Genomic DNA, 21,004 nt, shown 5'->3' on the forward strand with positions numbered 1-21,004 from the left:
TAGTTAGTTAGTTAGTTAGTTAGTTAGTTAGTTAGTTAGTTAGTTAGTTAGTTAGTTAGTTAGTTAGTTAGTTAGTTTTTTACTTTATTTAAGATTGTGTTTGATTGTAGCACATTGTTTAAATGTTTTAGAATTTTTTAGTTTGATTTTGGCCGGTGAGGGGGAGGTTGGTTGGAAGGTGGCTTGCTTTGATGGAAGCTTTTTTTCTTTATTTTTTTAAAGTTTGTATGTGTTTTCTTATATTAAATTGCTTATATTTGAATTTGCATAACCAATTAATTTTTTAAAATTATGGCACTTAAACCAGGACCAAAAAGAATTGCTGATTCTACAGGCAAACCAGACCAGCGCCAGCGTGATAATAAAAGCACGCCTGGAAATAATCCATCATTAAAGCCATCCAAAGGTTCAGGTAAAAAGTAATTTTGGGATGATTTTTAAAAGGTGAGTTTTAAAAACCTTAGAATTAAAGACCTATCACTATGGATAGGTTTTTGTTTTTTAGTATGTGATCCTTGATGATTAAATTGCTTGGAAATTCAGAGCTTTATTGTACAAAGGCTTTAATAATTCACTATGTTTCTTAACGCCGGACGCAAACATGCCGCCGCATTGATCAAGAACTGAACACTTAATACATTCGTCAAAATATATATTCTTCCAGTCGGATATTGATTTACGGGAATACCTCCAAAGATGTTCAGGCAGTGTGCAGAGCTGCGCATTATAGATTGAGACATTCATTCCAAAATCTGCAAGATAGCTGATGGCATCCGAAACTGGGCTCCTTATTGGTTGAAAAATAATAAATGGAATTTGCAGGAATTAAAGAGCTTAGAGCATGCAAGGGTTGACCTTTATAGAGCACGTTTTGCACCGAAATGGGTCAAGGAATTAGAAAACTTAATAACTAAATAATATGTTTAATTTTTTTAAAAAGAAAAAGAAAAAAGAATATCCCATAACAAAAATTGAACTAAATTTTTTTAAAAGCTTGGTAGATATATTACCTCATAAATATCAATATTTGTTACCACAAATAAATGATGATTTTTTAATTGCTTATAAAGAAAATGAGCTCGGATTTAAGGATAGTTATACTTTTTTGCTCAATGCAAAATTAGATCCTAACTATATAAATAAAAGATTACCTCATTTTTTTATCTTGCAAAATATTAAAATATGGAATATAGTAAAAGGTGATTTCATCTCAATTAATTTAAATATTCTATCAGGTTATTTAGGTGGTTTTAATGTCGAAAGTATTGAATTCTCCAATTTTGATTTTGCTAAATTTGATATTTCGGAAATAAATGAAAAACATTTTGAAAATAAAGATTTAGAAAAACTATTACTGAACTTTGATAAAAATGAAAAAAAGATTTTGTCTGAATATTTAAACAGTACTTATAATATAGATCTTCCGGAAGGAACCTTTTATTATATTGACAATATTGGAAATGGGGATGTTATAGCTCTTGATAAAATGGGCATTGTGTACTTGTTAACTCATGACCCCGTCAAAACAATTCCTATTTTTTCGAAAGAAGAATTGCTCTCTAAATTAGAAAATAAAACCTTAATAAATGATTCAAAAATAATTTATGAATCAATGTAAGATAGGAGTAGTTAAATTAAGTATTTATAAATTTGACGTTAACGAGTCTCATAAATAAAAATGGTAATTTATCCGATTTCTTGGTGGTTAAGTAGTGCATCAAACATTATAGGTTATCAATAATTCATATTAATAGTGCATAAAATTAAAGACAGCCTTCTGGCTGTTTTTAGTTTTATACTGCCTTAATCGAAAAAAAAGAGTCAAATCAAACTGGCCTTACAAATTGTGTTGGTGGTATGTTGGAACAAGTTTATTTTAATTTGACCGATAAAGGGGAAATGGCTGTAATGTTTTTTTAGATAAAGCAGAGATTATTAAAAGTTAGTTAGTTAGTTAGTTAGTTAGTTAGTTTTTTACTTTATTTAAGATTGTGTTTGATTGTAGCAGATTGTTTAAATGTTTTAGATTTCTTTAGTTTGATTTTGGCCGGTGAGATAGATGTTGGTAGGGGAGTGTAATTTTTTAAAAAGGAAATTACTTTAAAAAGATTTGTAGAGTCTGGTTCGAGTCCTGTTCCCGATACAAGTAAAAAGCTTCAGAGAAATCTGAAGCTTTTTTGTTTTATATTTCGTTGTTTCCATGAGCGAAACGCTCGAACAAGCAAGGCTATAATATTCTATATTTGTTTAAACAATTCTATCAAGGCATTTTTTGTTGCAACATGATGTGCGGTTCTTTCTGATGTTTTCCAGTTTCCATCGACAACTGAAAATTTTAAAACTACATTGTTGTTTTTGCTAATTGTCGATAAGACTTCGATAAATCTTAATATCACTGGTTTAATATATTCCTCAAAATATTTCGGAAGTTTTTCTTCTTTAACTTTCCATTCATATGTATAACTATTAACAGGAGTATTACATTTACTATGTAAGTCTTGAATATACTCTATTTTTTCACTATCCCTTTCAATATCTAATTTTATTCTGACTTTACCATATCTTCCTGCGTTCATTCTATAAATTTCATTTTCTCCGTATAATGGAAGCTTAGACAAATCTATTTCTCTCAAAAGATTATCTAAAATTTGATAATAATCACTTCCTAATATTATTTCGCTCATTTTAAAAATTTAAATTTTTATTAAAGTATTAAAAGATATGGTTTTAACAACTTACTATAAGTAATAAAATGACATTACTTTTATATCATAGTTTAACATTACAAGCGAATATAAGGAATGTTTCCAATACAATTTATGCAGATAAAATTTTATTAAAATCATCAACAAATCGGTTAGATATTTGAATGCTTCCCGCTACATTTAAAAGATTATATTATAAAGAGATAGGTTTTTTTTATGATGATTTTAAAAAAAAAGAAAAAGTTTTACCTTACAAAACAATATGATTCATAAATCCTGTCAAGTTAACCTTATAGGATTCGAACCATTTTACTAAAGTATCATATCTAAAAATTAGATAAATCAATTATTTACGCTCATGCCACTCTTGGTGGAAATGAATTATATTCGCACTAAAAATCCCTCTTAATATAAACATATATTTCAATCAAAACAGATTACTAATTTCCGCACAAAAAACCAGAAAAGAAATGAATATTTATTCCTCAATAAGAATCGGAGATTACCATCAAAATAATTGTGAAGATCATTTATACATAAATGAATATGGAAGAGATATGATTTTATGTGCTGTCATGGATGGTTGTACAACAGCAATGGAGAGTCATTTTGCATCTACTTTAATTGGAAAGATATTAAAAAAAATATGCATAGAAAAAGGTTATAAAGACTTTATTGATCCTAATAGTTTAGAAGATATTGACGAAAGTTTAAAGTCTATTTTAAAAAAAATACTAATTGAGTTAAAAAATATAAAAAATGCATTAATGCTGGATACGAAAGAATTATTGACAACAATGCTAATAATGCTGATTAATAAAAAAACTGAGCAAGGACTTATTCTTGCAATCGGGGATGGATTTGCAATTGTTAATGGGAATAAACATGAGTTTGACCACGACAATAAGCCAGACTATTTGGGGTTTCATCTGTCAGAAAATTTTGAAAAATTATATGATTCTCTAGAACAAAAAATAAAATTCAACAAAATAAGTGACATTTCTATTGCAACAGACGGCATATTTACCTTTGAGAAAGTAAAATCTGCCAAATCAAATGAAGATATTGATACTATAGATTTTTTAACAATGGATACTACCAATCAAGATCAAAATGAAATGCTTACTTTAAAACTAAAAAAAATAAGAACATACATTTGGCTTAGTTCCTACCGATGATTTCTCTATCATTCGTATAATAAAAAAGTAATGGATATATTATCCTAAATTGGGATCGGCGAGAAAAAGTAAACTGTTAAATCAAATTGGAGTTAAATTTTTCAAATCATCTTGAAAATGGTTCGAGAATTGTCCCTTTAGGGCTAATAAAAATACTATCTAAAACTTAGTTTACTAGCGGGTACAGTAATCGGATAATGTATTATCAGTAATTAAGTAAATTTTTTACATATCATTTCGAACCTAATGCCGGCAAGCCTTGATTTTGCTGAGGTTTTAATCTTGCATGAATGATGTGTCATGATTGTTGTTGCGGATGAAGAGGTTCCGCTTTGAAAGAATGTGACCACCAGTAAATACTGGAGTTTATATGTTATTTAAGAGCAGGCAAAGAAAAAAGTGTACCTCGGTTTAAACAATTTTTTTTACACAGTTTTTAGTTAGTAAAATTCTTTTTTTTTAAAGATTGTTTTTAAGTGTTTGTTTTGGCCGGTGAAAGGTAGATTGGTAGGGAAGTGTAATTTTATTAATGGAGAAAATATTTAAATGAGATTTTTAGCGTGTTGGTTCGAGTCGTGTTCCCTCTACCAACAATTACTTTCAATAGCTCACTTTAATAGCGGGAAGCATTCAATTATCTAACCAGATATTGCAGATTATGATGTGATTTTTGCATTAGCATCTTAAAGTAATATCTAAATAAAATAATATAAATCATTTGGTTACAATCCCGTCAGTCTACAAAAAAAAGCCTGATATTTAAATTATCAGGCTTTTTTATGAAATAACTATGTCAATTCAAATCCTATTATCAATTATTGTGTAAATTTGCCACACTTAAATGGCCGTTTTTCCCCATTTGATAGAACCTAAACCTTCAAGATGAACATCATTATAAATATCCTGTAGTCTAATGCAGTTTAAATCAGGAGCTGTGCATAATGTCGTTGGGCTAAGATTACCTTACTTGTCTTTTAATAAGCTGATTATAGAATATTTGTAGCTAAAAGCAAGAAACTGAAACTCTTCAGCTAAATCATAGTTATTAGCCATGCATGCTTTTTAAACACTTAAAATTCTCTTCAATGTATCTTGCATCGCTATTCTAAAAGCATCATCTTGTGTCACCTTCTTGTATAAATCTAGCTCCATCTTACGTTGCTGTGCCATCACATCATCGAATATTTTTTTGAAAGCGATTTCTCTATTTTGATTATCTGCGTTTTCAGAATATTTTTCGACGAAATCTGGATGTGCCTGAATGTTTTTTGCTAAACTTACAAATTTGACTCTTTGCTCTTCAGGTGTTGCTTCCCACCCTTGAAACCATTTTTCATTAAAACTATTGATAATTAGATCCAGTGGATTTTCTTCCTTGCCGCTGCCGTGCGCACCTCTTGGATTCGGATTTTGTGGATCAAGTTCAGTTTCAGAATCATCCAAACTTATTGTTGTATTCAATTTAACACGCTCTAGACCATAAGTTGATAAATCAACTGAATTTAGAAGTTCGTCTAAAACATCTATACTCGTATCGACAATAATCAATTTGGGTATCAAAAATTTTAAAAACCAAAATAGCTTTTCCCAATTCAGAACTTCATAAGGCAAAATAGAAGCCATCTGACCATATATCTTGACAAACTGTTTTGCTTTAATTTTAAAATCAGCTTTTTCACTGTCTTCTAATTCCAATTGTGAATTGAATCGATCAGCGGCTAAATCAATTATTGGACTTAACAATTGCGCATCTACCTTTTTAAAATATTTATCTACAAAATCTTCTACTTCGCTCCATTCATAAACTCCAACATTATCTAAGACGGCTTTAATTTCGTGCAATACATTTACATCTGTAGCTTTATTTAGCGATGTTGCTGTATAGAATGGATCAAAAGCATCTTTCATATCTTCTGAAGAATTGAAAAAATCAAGAACAAATAAATCCTCTGTTTTCTTTCCTAATTTATTAGCTGAACGATTCAAACGTGATAATGCCTGAACTGCCAAAACACCCTGTAGCTTTTTATCAACGTACATTGCGGTTAATTTTGGTTGGTCAAATCCAGTTAAATATTTGTTAGCGACAACCAATATTTTGTATTCATCACTATCAAACTTATCTCTTGTATCTTTTTCCGCAAAACCATTAATACTATCTTCTGTATATTCAATGCCATCAATTATTTTCTTACCAGAAAAAGCAATAACCACTTTAAACGGTTCTCCTTTTTCTTTAAGTATTTTTTGAATAGCGAAGAAATACTTTATCGCTGATTCAATACTTTGCGTTGCGACCATTGCTTTAGCCTTTCCTTTAAGCTTTTTTGTATTTACAATTTTATTGATAAAGTGATCAACAACAATGTCTGCTTTTATGGCAATTGTATGTTTGTGCTGCTCAACAAATGCTCTTAATTTTTTTTGAGCTTTATTAGTATCAAACAATGGATTATCCTCTATTGATTTTTCAATTTCATAGTAACTTTTGTACGTAGTGTAATTGGCTAAAACATCTAAAATAAATCCTTCTTCTATCGCTTGTTTCATTGAATACAAATGAAATGGGTTGAATTTTCCATCTTCTTGTTGTTCTCCAAACTTTTCCAGAGTATTTGATTTAGGAGTTGCTGTAAAGGCTAAATAAGAAGCGTTCTTACTCATCTTACGTGAACGCATGATTTCGATTATCTTATCTTGAGGATCTTCGCTTTCGTCTTCATTGTTACTTCCCATAGCACGATTCATATTGTCGGCTGCGGAACCACTTTGACTACTGTGAGCTTCATCAATAATTACGGCAAAACGTTTATCCCTTAAATCTGCAATTCCGTCAACAATAAATGGAAATTTTTGAATAGTGGTTATGATAATTCGCTTTCCACTTTCTAAATTTTCTTTTAATTCTTTGGAGGAGTAAGCAGGAGCTACAATGTTTTTTACTTCAGAGAATTCCTTGATATTTTCGCGCAATTGTTTATCTAGCAATCTTCTATCTGTAACTACAATCACGGAATCAAAAAGTGGATTTGTTATTCCTCTACTTCCTGCAGTTGTTTCACTTTCAGGATATGTTTCTATTAGTTGATAAGCTGCCCAAGTAATTGAATTTGATTTTCCAGAACCCGCTGAGTGTTGAATTAAATATGTTTGACCAACACCATTTTTACTAGCATCAGCAATAAGTTTTCGTACCACATTCATTTGATGGTAACGAGGAAAAAATAAATTCTTTTTATTAAGTGGGTCATTTTCTTTACCATCAAAACGAACAAAGTGCTGAATGATATTGGACAAACTTTCACGCGTTAAAACTTCATCCCATAAGTAAGATGTTTTATGACCAAATTGATTTGGCGGATTTCCTTTCCCGTAATTATGACCTAAATTAAAGGGTAGAAAAAATGTTTTTGCGCCATCCAATTTTGTCGTCATATAAACCTCATCTGTATCAACAGCAAAATGTACTATACAACGACCAAAGTTTAATAAGGGTTGCGTAATATCTCTTTTAGTTTTGTATTGGTTTTGCCCATGAACTTTGGCATTTTGCCCTGTCCAATGGTTTTTAAGTTCCATTGTTGCGATAGGCAAACCGTTGATAAACAGCACCATATCTATTTCTTCGCGCTGATTGAGTAAAGAATATCGAATCTGGCGAGAAACGCTAAATTCATTATTTCCGAAATTAGCTTTTGCTGCAGCACTACTACTAGCCAATGGTAAAACATATAACAAAGTAAAATGAGCATCATCAACCTCTAAACCCTTACGAAGCAAACGCAAAATGCCATACTTTTTTACCAAACGATCAAAACGTTCCAAAATCTTGAGTTTCCAACCGTTTTGCTTTTGTAATTTAGAAAGTTCCTCTGCTTGTGTGTTTTCTAAAAAATGCCAAAATCGAACTTCATCAATAGCATATTTTGTGTTGAAATCTGAAGCATATCCAATATAATAGCCATTGCCTCTAACATAGGATTCTCTTTGTTCCTGAATATCTCCGTCCTGTTTCAAATCTTCTAAACAAGAACCTGTTAATTTTTTTTCTATTGCAGATTCTAGTGCTTGTTCGTTGGTTTGCGATGGCATATATTTTGTTTAATTAAATGAATTAATATAATCAAATATCTCAACGCATTTATCGCTGGCTTTTATTTTAGCTTCTGTAATATAGTCAGATTTTTTTATGCAAACAGTATTTGATGAACCAGAAATTTGCAATTGCCCAACAACACCAATTGTTGATTTTTCTTTATCATATTTTTGGGCTTTTCTTTTATCATCATAATGACCTACCAAGTAATTATTTGCATTGTCAAATATTTGCTCATTACCTTCTATCATCAAAGGCATTAAAACATCTTCAAGTTTACCTTTCTCATTATCAATTCCTGTAAATATAAAAGAGCCTAATTTTAATCCCAAATGATTAAAGACCTCTTTATGATTTGTAAAAGGTTTTATGTTTAAAACTTCAAATATTTCATCGTTTAATTCTGAAATCCTTGTTACCACTCCTTTATCATCCGCATCTAAAAAATACAAGACTCCTAGGCTTGTACCTTCTGGTAAAGAACTAATTTCATTTTCATTAGGTATTAAGGAATAGAAATCATTTAGTAATTGTTTACGTATATCTTTCTTGCTGTCTCCACCCATTGTATATAAAAGATAAAAATTAGAATTAATTTTTAAAGAACTACTAGGTAAAAGGACTTGTCTCACCTCTTGTAAGTTTAAATCCTCTACATTAGTTTTTGACGCTTCTGTCCTTAATAAGTCATTAATCGGAGTCGGAAAATCTTTTATCTTTAGTTTATCATTACTAGAATATCCGTTATGTTTTAAAATTCTTGCAATAAATTCTACATCGTGTGGACCTTCACAAAGAATTGCTATAATTTGTACTGCCATACTTATCTAATATCAATGTTAATAGTTTCAACTAATTGTTTCAATTTATTTCCTTCCAAATATTTACAGACCACTTTGCCATCAATTTCACTTAATGCAAAGGCTGTAAGTTCATCGTCTGGGAAATCATTTTCAACAAAAGCATCAATGCATTCTTTGCTATGTGTCGAGAGAAATACTTGAACATTAAATTTTACCGCCAATTCCTGTATAAATTGCGTAAAGTCAATTAAAAGGTTTTTATGAATTGCACTATCTAACTCGTCAATACATATAATGCCATTTTTGCTGTATCCCATTAATAAGGCAATTTCAAAAATTCTTTGTAAACCCTCTCCATATTTTGTTATATCAATAGCGTACGGAATTTCATTTGTACTAACCATGAAACGACTTTCGTTCTCTATACTAACCATTTCGATTTTATCGATATTTTTATCCATTTTTTCACGGATAAACAACATTATCTCATCAAAATATTTTTCTTGTATGGCCTTTGCATGCGCTTTTTTTAATAATGAACCATCATATCGGTAAGGACTACTAAAAGTCGCTTGACATAAAAACTGACTTTTTTCAAAATAGAATTCGGGATCTTTATTATCAAATAAATGAATAGTACTCGAAAAATTATCACCATTTACATTTGCATCAGTTACAATACTATTTAGATAATGACTTTTTTCAATGTTTTCAGTTGTTTCATATTTGTTTATAGCTAGCGAACATTGGGTGTTGTTAAATTCAGCTTCTATTTGAATATCTTCAACAAAAATTTTATTAAACCATTTTGTTGGAAACTGCTGATAAAAACGCCCCCTAAATCTTTCTAAATCAATAATTGATTGAAAATTATTTAATCTCGTGAATAAGTAAAATAATTCTAGTATAGAGGTTTTACCTAAATTGTTTCCACCCGCAAAAATATTTACACGGTTTAAATTCTTTATCTCAATATTGTGTAATTTTCTATATTTGGCAATATTTATTATTGAAAAGTGATTTCGTACCTCAGTGAAATATATTGCTGCATTTCTTTCAATTAACTCAATATTTGCAGAATTGCTTGGTATTAATTTATCTAATTTATCTCTTAATTTTACAACTTTAGCATATTCTTCTTCTGACATAAATTCGCTGAATTGAAATGCTGTTTGTACTTCTTTATTTATATTTTCCATTGCATTCCGCAAACGCGATTCTCCTACAGCATCACTCAGCGCAAAACCTGCAGTAATACTCCTTGATTCTTCCATTTGTTCAACTGCTTTTGGCTCATTAATAAACTTTGACAATTCTCTTATTTCATGACTTTTGGTGATTATAGGTTCTTTTATAATTTCTTGTTCGTCACCATCCTCGTTTGTTTCCGTTGTCTCCTCTCTAGAAATCCACGAAAACAACTTTTCTTCATTCATCATCTGTTCAGGAGCCATATCATGATCGTTCCATTGCAACCAATCTTTCATTTTAACATTTTTGATAATTTCTTCAAAAATTGAAAACATTGTCGTTTGAAACTGGTCCCCATAGTCACTCTGCTTATATCTCTCAATTAATGATAAAATACGCAAACTTCGCCTCAAATTATGCTTATTTATTGCCAGTGAATTACAAATTTCTAATTCCGACAATCCGTGTTTGTATCTTAAATCTTGAATCAGTTGTGCTTGATTGACTGGATTCCATCTTTTTTTTCCGCTTATATGATGTAAACCCATAGTAATTAAATGTTGTACAGGACTTTCACCAGATATCAGAACAAGCTCAACACTTTTGAAATCACTTTCAGATAATTTACCTACATCATTTCCTTTTTTAAATTGTTCAAAAAGAAATTTTAAAGTTGCGGCTCTTCTATTCCCTTCTATTACTAAATAATTGTTATTTGGTAATTCTTTGACTTGAATAGGATCGAGTTTTAACACCCCATTTGCTTTAAAACTTGTAAGTAAATCAGATATGTTTTCTTCGTTTTTGCCTACTAATAAATTATAAGTTCTATCTTGAATCCTTCTTTCACTAATGTCATTTTCATGTACTTCACGATATTCTTTATTATCAATAAATCGGTAATTATTTGCATCAAGCATTAATCTGTCTATATGCTTTATGATGAATTTATCCTCCATAATGTACTTTTTTTCAAATTTACTTAAAAAACTCTTACCTTTCCACTAACAGCATCAGCTATCAAGCTCATTCTATATTCCTTCAATTTTTCAATTTCTTGCTCTTTGAACGAAATAGCTGCATCAAATTTTAGTGTAAAGTTTTCTATATTAGAGACTATCTTTTGTTGTTCTTCAATTGGCGGGATAGCAATTTTATGATTATTCAAATCACTTTGAGTCATACTTGGTAATGCAGTTGCGGTACTATAAAATTTAAATGGTATTGTGGTAGCCACAAAATATAGAAACTTTACAATATTTCCATTTTTAGAATTTGCATAAAACATTGTGTCAACAGCCCAAAATTTTCCATTAAAATATAATGGCTTGTCTATTGTTCCTTTCCTCCCTAACAAAACTACCTCACCATCATACATGTATTCAGTAGCAAAAGCGAACTGACCTCCTGATCCAATGACAGGATAACCCTCATTTGTTTGTATATGTTTATAATCCGAACCGTTATTTATATTTAAAACATATTTCAGCTTTTTCAATTCCCAATGCTTAGGAATTTTTCCGATCCATTCTATACCAGTATCTTTCAACTCAACATTTATATTTAATCCTCCAGTCACTGCATTTTGAATGAGAATTTGCCTACGTTCTTTGAGTAATTCAATTTGTTTTTGCTTGATGGCAATGGCTTGTTCTATTTTTGCAGTTTTATTGTTAAGAAAATTTGCGATTGCGACTTGTTCATTAAGAGGAGGATAAACAAGTTCGCAATTTGCAATATGTGTAAAACTTAATGTTTGTCGAACTCCTGACCCTAATGTTTTCATATATTGCACATCAAAAATATGTAGCAGCCACTTGTAATATTCTTTATTTAATTTCAAATTCGCATTTAAAACAATATATCCTGAACTCACTACAACATCTTTATCTGAAAGTGCAATTCTTAAACTGATAAGGTCATAATTTAAGTTTAAAGGATTTATCAAAAAATCCCCTTTTGATAAAACCTGATAAGATCTTTTTGTTGATTCAGGAATTTTTTCATCATCCTTGAAAACGACTTTTCCAAAGCTGATTGAGCCGCAATTTAATGCCACATTAGTTGTTTTCTTCTTTTCTGAAAAGACATGTTTAAATTTCTTTTCTTCCCAATGCTCGGGAATGTCTCCTAACCAAGATTCTCTTGATTTTTTATATTTAGTATAGGGATGTAAAACAGTAACTACTTCCATTATGCTAAATTTAAAATTTCATTTATTAATCCATCACTTTCTTTCTCTAAAGCTAAAATATCAGCTGTTACTTCTGCGATATTACGTAATGATTTATGTTGATAGAAATATTTATTAAAGCTTATTTCATAGCCAATTTTTGTAGCATCTAAGTTTATCCAAGCATCTTCGATATGCGGTTTTACTTCACGTAAAAAATATGCATATATATTTTCTTTCAATGGTATATTTTCCGTATCACGTAAATCACTTTCGGTCTCATAAATGATGTATTCTCCTTTTTTATCAGTTGTATAATAACCGTAATTTGGTAGTTCACTTTCGTTACAATTTAAGTGCTCTAAAAGTTTTTCGAGTTTGTTCCCGCTAAGTTTTATAATTCCTTTTACTACTTTTTGGGCATCCGCATCGTACCAACTTATTATATTTAGTATTGTATTTTTTTCTGAAGCGGAAAGTTTTAGTTTTTCTGTTTTAATTACATCATCAACTAGAGCACGAAACTTATTAAAATCATTAAATTCGTTTGTTCCAATTTTTTGAAGTAATTTCAAACCATTCTCCAGTAAAAACTTTTGCTTTTCCCATAGAGTCTTATTTGTTAAGGCGGCTTCTTGTTTGCTATTTAAATTAAGTTCATGTTTTTCTGCCCAGTGTAGAATCTCTTTTTTATGTTTTGTTATATTTGTATAAACTTCTTCACCATAAGTTTCATACGCATATGACATAGCAACTTTTAGAGATTTATCGTATCTCAATTCTTTAATTTTTTCTTTAGTGAACTGAGCTTTTAAACGTTTGGGTCTTTCGATAGTTATTTTGTAGTAACCAAAATCACTATTATCAAATACTTTTGAAGCTATACTATTATCAGCGCTACGTTCTATAGTTTCTAAATCAGTATACGTTTTTACGATTTCTGTGATATGTTCTGGTGATAACTCACAGTTTTTATTTCCTAAATTCTTGCGAAGCTTACGATACAATTGCGCCGCATCAATAAGTTGTACTTTACCTTTTCGATTATCAGTTTTGTTATTACTTAGAATCCAGATATAAGTTGAAATTCCCGTATTATAAAATAAGTTGTTGGGTAATTGTACGATTGCTTCAAGCCAATCGTTTTCAATAATATGACGGCGAATATTACTTTCACCTCCGCCAGCATCACCTGTGAATAAACTGCTGCCATTATGCACAGAAGCAATTCGTGTTCCTGTTTTGCTATGTGTAAGTGGTTTCATTTTACTTACCATTTCCATTAAAAACAGCAATTGTCCATCTGAAGAACGTGGAATAGCATCTGCATCTTCTTGTACTCCCCAATAATTTTTCAATTTTAATTGAAATCGGAGATCTATAACATCTTTTCCATCTTTAATATATTTTTGTTCACTTGCCCATGATTTACCATAGGGTGGGTTGGATAGCATAAAATCGAAAGTAGTACCCGCAAATTCATCAGTAGATAAGGTGGAACCCACACGAATGTTCTCAGGATTATTTCCTTTAATCATCATGTCAGATTTACAAATTGCATAAGTTTCATCATTAATTTCTTTGCCGTACAAATAAACATCACCTGTTGCTCGAATTTCTCCATCTTCATCTTTGATAAAATTTTGTGATTCTGTTAGCATACCACCACTTCCGCAGGCGGGATCATAAATAGTCATAACAGGAGGCAAATTATTCTTGATAGGATCAAAAATAATATGCGTCATTAGATCAATTACTTCACGAGGTGTAAAATGTTCTCCGGCTTCTTCATTATTTTCTTCGTTAAACTTCCTAATTAATTCCTCAAAGACATACCCCATTCCTAAGTTTGATAATGCTGGAAGTTTACGTCCATTGCTGTCATTTTTCTCAAAAGGAGTTAAATTAATATCAGGTGAAGTAAATTTTTCTAACACGTCAAGCAATACATCTTTGCTTGCCATATGCCTTACTTGGCTTTTTAGTTTGAATTTTTCAATGATTTCTTTAACATTATTGCTAAAACCATTTAAATAATCCTCAAAATTTGCCTTCAATAACTGTTGGCTATTTGTAGCGGTATCATGTAAACGTTGTAAAGTCCATTCGCTTGTATTATAAAAAACAAATCCTGAAGCAGCACGTAATCCATTTTCATCCCATTCTGTAAAACCTGCTTCGTCTCGTTGAAAGAATAATTCTTCCATAACTGAATCTTTCGTTGGCTCTAGTAAGGCATCTAATCGACGTAGAACAACCATTGGTAAAATTACATCACGGTATTTACCTCGAACGTATACATCTCGCAAGCAGTCGTCTGCTATTGACCAAATGAAGTTAACTAATTTATTATGTACAGATTGATTCATTAAATATATGTTATTCTTATAGTTTATTATTATGAGCTGTAAAACTATAAATTTCGAAGCTGTTAACCTAAGCTTGTTTGTATAGATTAACTTAGGTTATAAAAATAACTTTTACTTTTATATAGTTAGGGTCTGTGGATACAATGGTTCCGCATACCATAATCCATAGTAAGCCTATTACTTAGCATTGAAAAGGTTCATTAAAAATGATCTTTAAAAAAGTGTATTTCAAATTTCATCGTTGATTTAATTTTCTAAAACCGCATCATTTAACTTTTTGTAGATTTTATATTATATACAACTAATCATATTTCTTATAGATTAATTTATCCTGTTTTCATTCAAAACGGCTAAAAAGGGCAGCCAAGATAGCGCCAGCAGTATGCTGCATGCGCATAACAGACTTCATTTTATTACGTCTGCCCTTCGGGACTTATAGCACTCCGCATCCTTTACCTGCCGCTTGATCTGTGCTTTCTTTTTTTTCGTTTTTTCTTTTGAAAACAATTTTTTTAAGGGGCGGATTTTAAGAAGCACAAGCAGATGTTTAATCTTAAAGCGATGAGTTATGAAAGGTTCTGACAAATTTAATACTGCCATTGAAGACTATTTAAATGACAGGGCGCAGGGCGATACTGCCTTTGCACAGCATTACAGTAAAGCTTCCAAAAACCTGGAGAGCTGTTTTAATTACATTTTTGGCGAGGTTAAAAAGACAGGATACTGCGGTTTTGACAATCAGGAAATATTTGACATGGCAGTCAGGTATTATGAAGATGATTCCATTGGAGTGCCTGCGTCTGTTAAGTGCAGGGTGGAAGTTAATAAGCCTGCTGAAAATGATTTGTTCAGCTGTCCTGCGGATGTTGCTCAGCCTGCTGTTACTTTAGGGCAGGGTAACGTTTTCGAAAGTACGGTTCCTGAAAATGATACAGCGGAAACGGGGGAAATTGCAATAACTCACGATGATGATGTTGTGAAAACGGAGCCAAGCGCTGTAAAGTCAGATATAAAGACAGTAGTCACAGGTCGAAAAGCAGATTCAAAAACTTTAACGCTTTTTGACCTATGACACCGAAAACCACTATCGAAAAGGAGCTTACAGGTTTAAGTGAAACACTTGCACCTGTTAACGAGAGAATGAAACGTTGGGCGGAAAAGAATATTTTCCTGAAATGGGGCGTGCTGTCAAGAGGAAAATTCCACTGTTTGGAATGTGCGCACTGTTGGAAACCTGATGCGCAGAAAGCATCGTGCCAAAAGTATATGAACTGCACCGCATGCCGAGGGAAACTCAGAATGCAGCAGTACAATCAGGTGCATTTCAAAGAAATAGAATACTGGGCAGTACTGAATGTCTGCATGGAATTTCAGGTAGTGCGCATCATCTGTTCGCACAAAAACATGAAAAAGAACTGCCTGCCTGATTACTATCATAAGGAAGTAATGCAGCATTGGATTAGTTCCGAAGGGGAGGTGCGCACCTTATCGCTGAGCACGAACGTCTTTTCCAATACGTATGATGCATGGAAATATTACACCGCCCTTGAAATCCGTCCCAAAAGTTTTGAGGGCAGCCCAAAATACCGCATCAATCCTTATAAGGTCTATCCGACCTCAAAAGCACTTTCTGTTTTAAAGAGAAACGGATTTAAAGGCAGCTTTTACGGCATCGCTCCGCAGGTGCTTTTTACGTCTGTACTGAAAGATTCACATGCAGAGACACTGCTCAAGGCAGGTCATACTGAATTTCTTTGTCATTATCTGACCTCGCATTCTCAGTACATCGTGCAGAACTGGCAGGCAGTGAAGACCTGCGTCAAAACCAATTATAAAGTCAAAGATTTTACCATGTGGGAAGATTATATCAGCCTGCTGAGATGGTTTAAAAAAGATTTGAATAATGCCGAAAACGTGTGCCCCGAAAATTTGGAGCAGGAGCACGACAGGCTCGTGGACAGGAAACGAAAAATTCAGAGGCGTCTGCACATCCAGGAACTGCGTGCACAAATAGAACAGGCACAGGTTGTTTATGAACAACACAAAAAGTCTTTTTTCGGATTGGAGTTTGAAAAAGAGAATTTAAGGATAAGCGTGATGGAAAGTGTTCAAGATTTTCTCGACGAGGGAGACACGCTTCGTCACTGTGTCTTTACCAATGAATACTATAAAAAGAAAAACTCGCTTATCCTATCTGCTAAATACGATGATATTCCTGTGGAAACCATAGAAGTGGCGCTTCCGTCAATGGAAGTATTACAGTGCAGGGGAAATAAAAACAATTACTCTGTGCATCACAAGAAGATTCTAAAGCTTCTCAATGAGAACCTGTATCAGATTAAAAAGCGTATGAAAAGTAAAATGAAAGCTGAAGCCGGAAATTAGTTTCCGGCTTTTTTATGGCATCCCGGCGAGCAGACACCGTAAGGCAGGGAGTATACCAGAGTTTCTCAGTTTTCAGGGATGCACCTTATGGTAAGATCAGCAGCGCTTCAGCTTTATTTTATGATGACTGGTGGTACTTCAGAAGTAAGAAGTAAGACGCTGTTTTCATTCGAAACGGCTAAAAAGGGCAGCCAAGATAGCACAGGCCGTATGCTGCATGCGCATAACGGACTCCATGCTTGCGTCCGCCCTTCGGGACTTATAGCACTCCGCATCCTTTAACCTGTACTTGTTCTCTGCTTTCTTTTTTTCCGTTTTTTCTTTTGAAAACAATTTTTGGATAGGGCGGGTTAAAGGAAACAGTTAAATCATTCAGTAGTAATCGGCAGTTTAATGCCATTAAATTTTAAAGTTATGGAAATTACAGGAAGAGTTACAGCAGATGCTGTAGTGCGTAAAGCAGGCGAAAAGGAAGTGGTTAATTTCAGCATAGCGGTCAATGACCGTTATAAATCAAAAGACAGCACCGAGTACAAAGAGGTTACAGTCTTTATCAACTGCTCGTACTGGCTCAGCGTTAAGTCAGCGGAGTATATTAAAAAAGGGGCAGTGGTTCAGGTCTCAGGCAGAATCGGAATGCACGTGTATATCAATAATGAGGGAAACCCTGTTGGAAGTTTGGATTTTCATGTGAATGCAGTAAGCATTATTGCTTTTGCTAAAAGAAGCGATGATACCGAAAGTAGGGAAGATGTTAATTCGGATAAGCCAAACGGCAGAAATGCTGTCGGAAAGAGTAAAGGCAAAGTTTCTGACGATGTGCCTTTTTAAGGGGAATGTTTAATAGTTTAAAATTAGGAAATCATGGCACATCAGATTCATTTTAATGACCAGACAGGCAGACACAGCTTTTTCAGCGTAAAGGAAAAACCGTGGCACAACTTAGGGCAGATAGTGGAGGACTATCCGACAAGCGCAGAAGCGATAAAACACGCAGGACTTGATTTTGAGGTGGAGAAAAGAAGGCTTTTTACGCCTTCTTCACCCATCGTGACCCAAGATGAGATTATTTCAGGCAGTTTGGAGATTGCAGGTTACAGCAGTACGGTGCGAACTGATACCGATACCGTGCTTGGTGTGGTGGGCAAAGATTACCATATCGTACAGAACAGGGATGCGTTTTCTTTTTTTGACAGTATAGTCGGCGGAGACGGCATTCTGTATGAAACAGCAGGAGCGCTCGGAAAAGGCGAGCGGATTTTTATTACAGCTAAACTTCCCGATTACATAAAAGTAGGAAAAGAAGACCTGATTGAAAAATATCTGTTCCTGACCACCTCCCATGACGGAAGCGGAAGCATTACAGCGGCATTTACCCCTATACGTATCGTTTGCGCCAATACGCTCAATGCGGCAATGAACGCTAAAACCAACACGGTGCGCATCCGCCACACCTCCAATGCAAAAGACCGTTTGGAGCAGGCGCACAAGGTACTGGGAATAAGTGACCAGCTGGGGTCGAGCCTTGAAGCAGTTTTTAATTATTGGACACGGACGAGTATATCAGATAGGGAAGTTAAAAAACTCATTCAGCATGCTATGGCGCCAGGCAGGGACGTGCTTAAAAAACTGCAGGAGGGAAAAGATGAGCAGTTGTCTGCCTGTTTCAACAACATGGTAGAAAATGCCTTTGAATATGCAATGAGCCACCCCACACAGCAGACCGTAACCACTAAGGGCACAGTTTTCGGCGCTTACAATGCGGTTACGGGTTACTTTCAGAATGTAAGAAAGTACAAAAGCGATGAGGCAAAACTGTCCTCCATCCTGATGGGAGGCACTGCACAGCTTAGAGGTCAGACCGCATTTGATTTATGCCTTGATTTTGCTGTGAAAGGTCTCAGTTCGTATGTGGTTCAGAATTGAATTAGTTTTTTACTTTGTCATACAGGCAGTTCTCACTGCCTGTATTTATACAAAAAAGCGTCTGCGCCGCGGCGTAAATCTAGCCGATTTACACCGCGCTTTTTCTTTTAGAGGCGATTTTAGAGTAGAAACCTTAATTTGGAAAAATTAAACCGTGATTTGGATATATTTTACTCGAAAATACTGATTTACATTTGTGTATGTTTTATTTGAATTGTTTCTAGTTTAATTTCTAATCAATTAATCGCCATGACTATCAAACCGCAAACACGAAGTATCATAATTGAAATTATATGCATGCTATTTGTACTGCTCTTTGTTTATGCGGCAGCCAGCAAACTGATGGATTTTCAGCAATTTAGAATTGAACTTGGGCAGTCGCCGTTGTTAACCGCTTTTGCAGATTGGTTTGTGGTGCTTGTTCCTTTAGCAGAATTTATCATTTGTTTGCTATTAATAATTCCAAAATTCAGACTAATTGGCCTTTTCTCTGCCTATGGTATAATGGTTATGTTTACTGTGTATATTTTTATAATCTTACAATATACCTCATTTGTACCTTGTTCCTGCGGAGGAGTTTTGGAAAAGTTAGGGTGGAAAGAGCATATGGTTTTTAATCTTGCTTTTGCCGGTCTTGGAATGCTTGCAATTATTCTCTGTCGCCAAAGCGATAAATTAGAAGGAAATGCCCTGTCGTTAAAAGCTACATTTAAATTGATTTTGTCAATCACTGCAGGCGGTTCAGCCATAGTTGCGATATTGTTTGTTTTTTCTGAAAACATAGTACATTACCATAATAAACTTACCAGACGTTTTCCTCATTCACCTCTAAGTGATGCAGCATCAGCAGACTTGAAGCTGAACTCGTTTTATTTTGCAGGAGCGGATGATTCAAATCTGTATCTGGGAAATATTACCGCTCCGCTAGTGGTAACCACATTAAATAGGGATCTAATTAAATCCCAGACCAAGATGATCGATCTAGACCGAAAGGACCTGCCGTTCAGGGGGGTAAAGATAAGTGTGCGGGACGGCTTTTTTTTTGTAACGGATGGCACAGTACCATGCATTTTTCGAGGGAAAATTGGCAGCTGGAAAGCTGAACTCGTTTACCGGAACGGCGAATATTTCGGCACAGCTCTGGCGATTGATTCGACGGCGGTTGCAGTGGAGACATATAGTAAAGTAAATGGAAACAGAATACTGGGAATTATAAAAGTTGGAAAGAAATCAGGAACGATCCTAAACCCTGAAATACTTAAAAAGCAATTTGATGGAGTTTTTGATACGGAAGGACATCTTCTCTACAGCGAGGGAATGGAAAAATTAATCTACCTGTATTCGTATCGAAACCAGTTTAGCATTGCGGACAAAGGTTTAAGAATTGTATCTGGAGGAACTACAATTGACACTATCACGCATGCAAAATTAACCATAGCCAAAGATGAAAAACATAAGCAGAGAAGGTTTTCAAGTCCCCCTTTTTTTGTAAATAAGAGCAGCAGTGTGTATAAAAATATTCTGTTTGTAAATTCTGCGGTACCGGGACGTTATGAAGATGATCGAATGTGGAAGCGGTCAAGCGTTATTGATGTTTATGATCTTGCATCTAAAAGCTATCTGCTGAGTTTTACGATACTGAATATTGAAGGTAGGAAAATGAAAAGTTTTTTGGTTTACAATGATAGGCTATATGCACTAATTGGCAATCAAATAATCTCTTTCAGAATCGATTCGCAGATTACCTCAAGATACATGAAAAAAAATACAGACAATCTATTGGCCAAATAGCAGGGACTTGATCGAAAACCTGTACAAAAGAGTAGATCATTAACCATATAAATTATATTATTATGAAATCTAATGTTTTAAAAACCGTTCTGCCGATGGCAGTAATTGCATTTGGGCTTGCTAGTGCAGCAGGCACAAGTTCATTGGACAAAAGTTCCACATCTGTAGCTCAAATGGGCTACCAGCGTATTAACAGCCCTTTTCAATGTCTTGCCATTCAGGAATGTGATGAAGGAACAGAAGAAGCTTGTAAGGCTCCTGATGGAGTAACACAGTTGTATGCGCCTAGCACAACTTGTAATGTTCCGCTTTTTAGAAACCATCCAAACTAAAAATGGTTTAAAGGATACCGCCGCCTATATTTTAGGAGGCGGTATTTTATTCTGC

Annotated in this window: 15 protein-coding genes; 9 read left to right on the forward strand and 6 right to left on the reverse strand. The window is 33.6% G+C overall.

Features of this window, described 5'->3' with window-relative positions; all coding sequences use genetic code 11:
• Positions 1-291 precede the first annotated feature (291 nt).
• Both ABEB31_RS13955 and ABEB31_RS13960 read left to right on the forward strand, forming a co-directional pair.
• Positions 292-423 carry a hypothetical protein gene (locus tag ABEB31_RS13955; RefSeq protein ID WP_347052247.1) on the forward strand — a complete coding sequence of 44 codons (132 nt, stop codon included), beginning with the start codon at positions 292-294 and terminating at the stop codon, positions 421-423.
• A 496-nt stretch (positions 424-919) separates the two neighbouring features.
• On the forward strand, positions 920-1,618 hold the full coding sequence (locus tag ABEB31_RS13960; RefSeq protein WP_347052248.1) for a hypothetical protein: 699 nt from the start codon (positions 920-922) through the stop codon (positions 1,616-1,618).
• A gap of 619 nt (positions 1,619-2,237) precedes the next feature.
• Here the strand turns inward: ABEB31_RS13960 and ABEB31_RS13965 are convergent.
• On the reverse strand, positions 2,238-2,684 hold the full coding sequence (locus ABEB31_RS13965; protein ID WP_347052249.1) for a hypothetical protein: 447 nt from the start codon (positions 2,682-2,684) through the stop codon (positions 2,238-2,240).
• A 491-nt stretch (positions 2,685-3,175) separates the two neighbouring features.
• Between ABEB31_RS13965 and ABEB31_RS13970 the strand changes: the two genes are divergently transcribed.
• Positions 3,176-3,883, forward strand: coding sequence for a protein phosphatase 2C domain-containing protein (locus ABEB31_RS13970; RefSeq protein WP_347052250.1), 708 nt, complete (start codon positions 3,176-3,178; stop codon positions 3,881-3,883).
• A gap of 1,062 nt (positions 3,884-4,945) precedes the next feature.
• Here ABEB31_RS13970 and ABEB31_RS13975 read toward each other — a convergent pair.
• Genes ABEB31_RS13975 through ABEB31_RS13995 form a run of 5 tightly spaced genes read right to left on the reverse strand, consistent with a single transcriptional unit; the run spans position 4,946 to position 14,515 of the window.
• Positions 4,946-7,975, reverse strand: coding sequence for a type I restriction endonuclease subunit R (locus ABEB31_RS13975; RefSeq protein ID WP_347052251.1), 3,030 nt, complete (start codon positions 7,973-7,975; stop codon positions 4,946-4,948).
• A gap of 9 nt (positions 7,976-7,984) precedes the next feature.
• A complete protein-coding gene (locus ABEB31_RS13980) occupies positions 7,985-8,800 on the reverse strand; it encodes a DUF3226 domain-containing protein (RefSeq protein ID WP_347052252.1) in 816 nt (271 codons plus the stop codon).
• Between the two features lie 2 nt (positions 8,801-8,802).
• Complete coding sequence (locus tag ABEB31_RS13985; protein ID WP_347052253.1) at positions 8,803-10,932, reverse strand: AAA family ATPase; 2,130 nt, start codon at positions 10,930-10,932, stop codon at positions 8,803-8,805.
• Positions 10,933-10,955: 23 nt separating this feature from the next.
• Positions 10,956-12,167, reverse strand: coding sequence for a restriction endonuclease subunit S (locus tag ABEB31_RS13990; protein ID WP_347052254.1), 1,212 nt, complete (start codon positions 12,165-12,167; stop codon positions 10,956-10,958).
• A complete protein-coding gene (locus ABEB31_RS13995) occupies positions 12,167-14,515 on the reverse strand; it encodes a type I restriction-modification system subunit M (RefSeq protein WP_347052255.1) in 2,349 nt (782 codons plus the stop codon). The genes ABEB31_RS13990 and ABEB31_RS13995 overlap by 1 nt, the downstream gene beginning before the upstream one ends.
• 568 nt (positions 14,516-15,083) lie before the next feature.
• Between ABEB31_RS13995 and ABEB31_RS14000 the strand changes: the two genes are divergently transcribed.
• The 6 genes from ABEB31_RS14000 (at position 15,084) to ABEB31_RS14025 (ending at position 20,949) form a co-directional block, all read left to right on the forward strand.
• Positions 15,084-15,587, forward strand: coding sequence for a PcfK-like family protein (locus ABEB31_RS14000; protein ID WP_347052256.1), 504 nt, complete (start codon positions 15,084-15,086; stop codon positions 15,585-15,587).
• Positions 15,584-16,900, forward strand: coding sequence for a PcfJ domain-containing protein (locus ABEB31_RS14005; RefSeq protein ID WP_347052257.1), 1,317 nt, complete (start codon positions 15,584-15,586; stop codon positions 16,898-16,900). Before ABEB31_RS14000 ends, ABEB31_RS14005 begins: the two co-directional genes overlap by 4 nt.
• A 414-nt stretch (positions 16,901-17,314) precedes the next feature.
• Entirely contained in the window at positions 17,315-17,731 is a 417-nt protein-coding gene (locus tag ABEB31_RS14010) for a single-stranded DNA-binding protein (protein WP_347052258.1), read from the forward strand.
• A gap of 33 nt (positions 17,732-17,764) precedes the next feature.
• Entirely contained in the window at positions 17,765-18,826 is a 1,062-nt protein-coding gene (locus ABEB31_RS14015; protein WP_347052259.1) for a DUF932 domain-containing protein, read from the forward strand.
• Between the two features lie 249 nt (positions 18,827-19,075).
• Positions 19,076-20,617, forward strand: coding sequence for a MauE/DoxX family redox-associated membrane protein (locus tag ABEB31_RS14020; RefSeq protein ID WP_347052260.1), 1,542 nt, complete (start codon positions 19,076-19,078; stop codon positions 20,615-20,617).
• A 62-nt stretch (positions 20,618-20,679) separates the two neighbouring features.
• Positions 20,680-20,949 (forward strand): DUF6520 family protein, encoded by a 270-nt coding sequence (locus tag ABEB31_RS14025; protein WP_347052261.1) that lies wholly within the window; start codon positions 20,680-20,682, stop codon positions 20,947-20,949.
• Positions 20,950-21,004: the final 55 nt, after the last annotated feature.

It is taken from the genome of Flavobacterium olei, from assembly GCF_039749035.1.
In the GTDB taxonomy this organism is placed as follows: domain Bacteria; phylum Bacteroidota; class Bacteroidia; order Flavobacteriales; family Flavobacteriaceae; genus Flavobacterium; species Flavobacterium olei.

Coding starts and splice junctions, on each gene's coding strand:
- ABEB31_RS13955 (WP_347052247.1), top strand. CDS start 292: ATGGCACTTAAACCAGGACCAAAAAGAATTGCTGATTCTACAGGCAAA.
- ABEB31_RS13960 (WP_347052248.1), top strand. CDS start 920: ATGTTTAATTTTTTTAAAAAGAAAAAGAAAAAAGAATATCCCATAACA.
- ABEB31_RS13965 (WP_347052249.1), bottom strand. CDS start 2,684: ATGAGCGAAATAATATTAGGAAGTGATTATTATCAAATTTTAGATAAT.
- ABEB31_RS13970 (WP_347052250.1), top strand. CDS start 3,176: ATGAATATTTATTCCTCAATAAGAATCGGAGATTACCATCAAAATAAT.
- ABEB31_RS13975 (WP_347052251.1), bottom strand. CDS start 7,975: ATGCCATCGCAAACCAACGAACAAGCACTAGAATCTGCAATAGAAAAA.
- ABEB31_RS13980 (WP_347052252.1), bottom strand. CDS start 8,800: ATGGCAGTACAAATTATAGCAATTCTTTGTGAAGGTCCACACGATGTA.
- ABEB31_RS13985 (WP_347052253.1), bottom strand. CDS start 10,932: ATGGAGGATAAATTCATCATAAAGCATATAGACAGATTAATGCTTGAT.
- ABEB31_RS13990 (WP_347052254.1), bottom strand. CDS start 12,167: ATGGAAGTAGTTACTGTTTTACATCCCTATACTAAATATAAAAAATCA.
- ABEB31_RS13995 (WP_347052255.1), bottom strand. CDS start 14,515: ATGAATCAATCTGTACATAATAAATTAGTTAACTTCATTTGGTCAATA.
- ABEB31_RS14000 (WP_347052256.1), top strand. CDS start 15,084: ATGAAAGGTTCTGACAAATTTAATACTGCCATTGAAGACTATTTAAAT.
- ABEB31_RS14005 (WP_347052257.1), top strand. CDS start 15,584: ATGACACCGAAAACCACTATCGAAAAGGAGCTTACAGGTTTAAGTGAA.
- ABEB31_RS14010 (WP_347052258.1), top strand. CDS start 17,315: ATGGAAATTACAGGAAGAGTTACAGCAGATGCTGTAGTGCGTAAAGCA.
- ABEB31_RS14015 (WP_347052259.1), top strand. CDS start 17,765: ATGGCACATCAGATTCATTTTAATGACCAGACAGGCAGACACAGCTTT.
- ABEB31_RS14020 (WP_347052260.1), top strand. CDS start 19,076: ATGACTATCAAACCGCAAACACGAAGTATCATAATTGAAATTATATGC.
- ABEB31_RS14025 (WP_347052261.1), top strand. CDS start 20,680: ATGAAATCTAATGTTTTAAAAACCGTTCTGCCGATGGCAGTAATTGCA.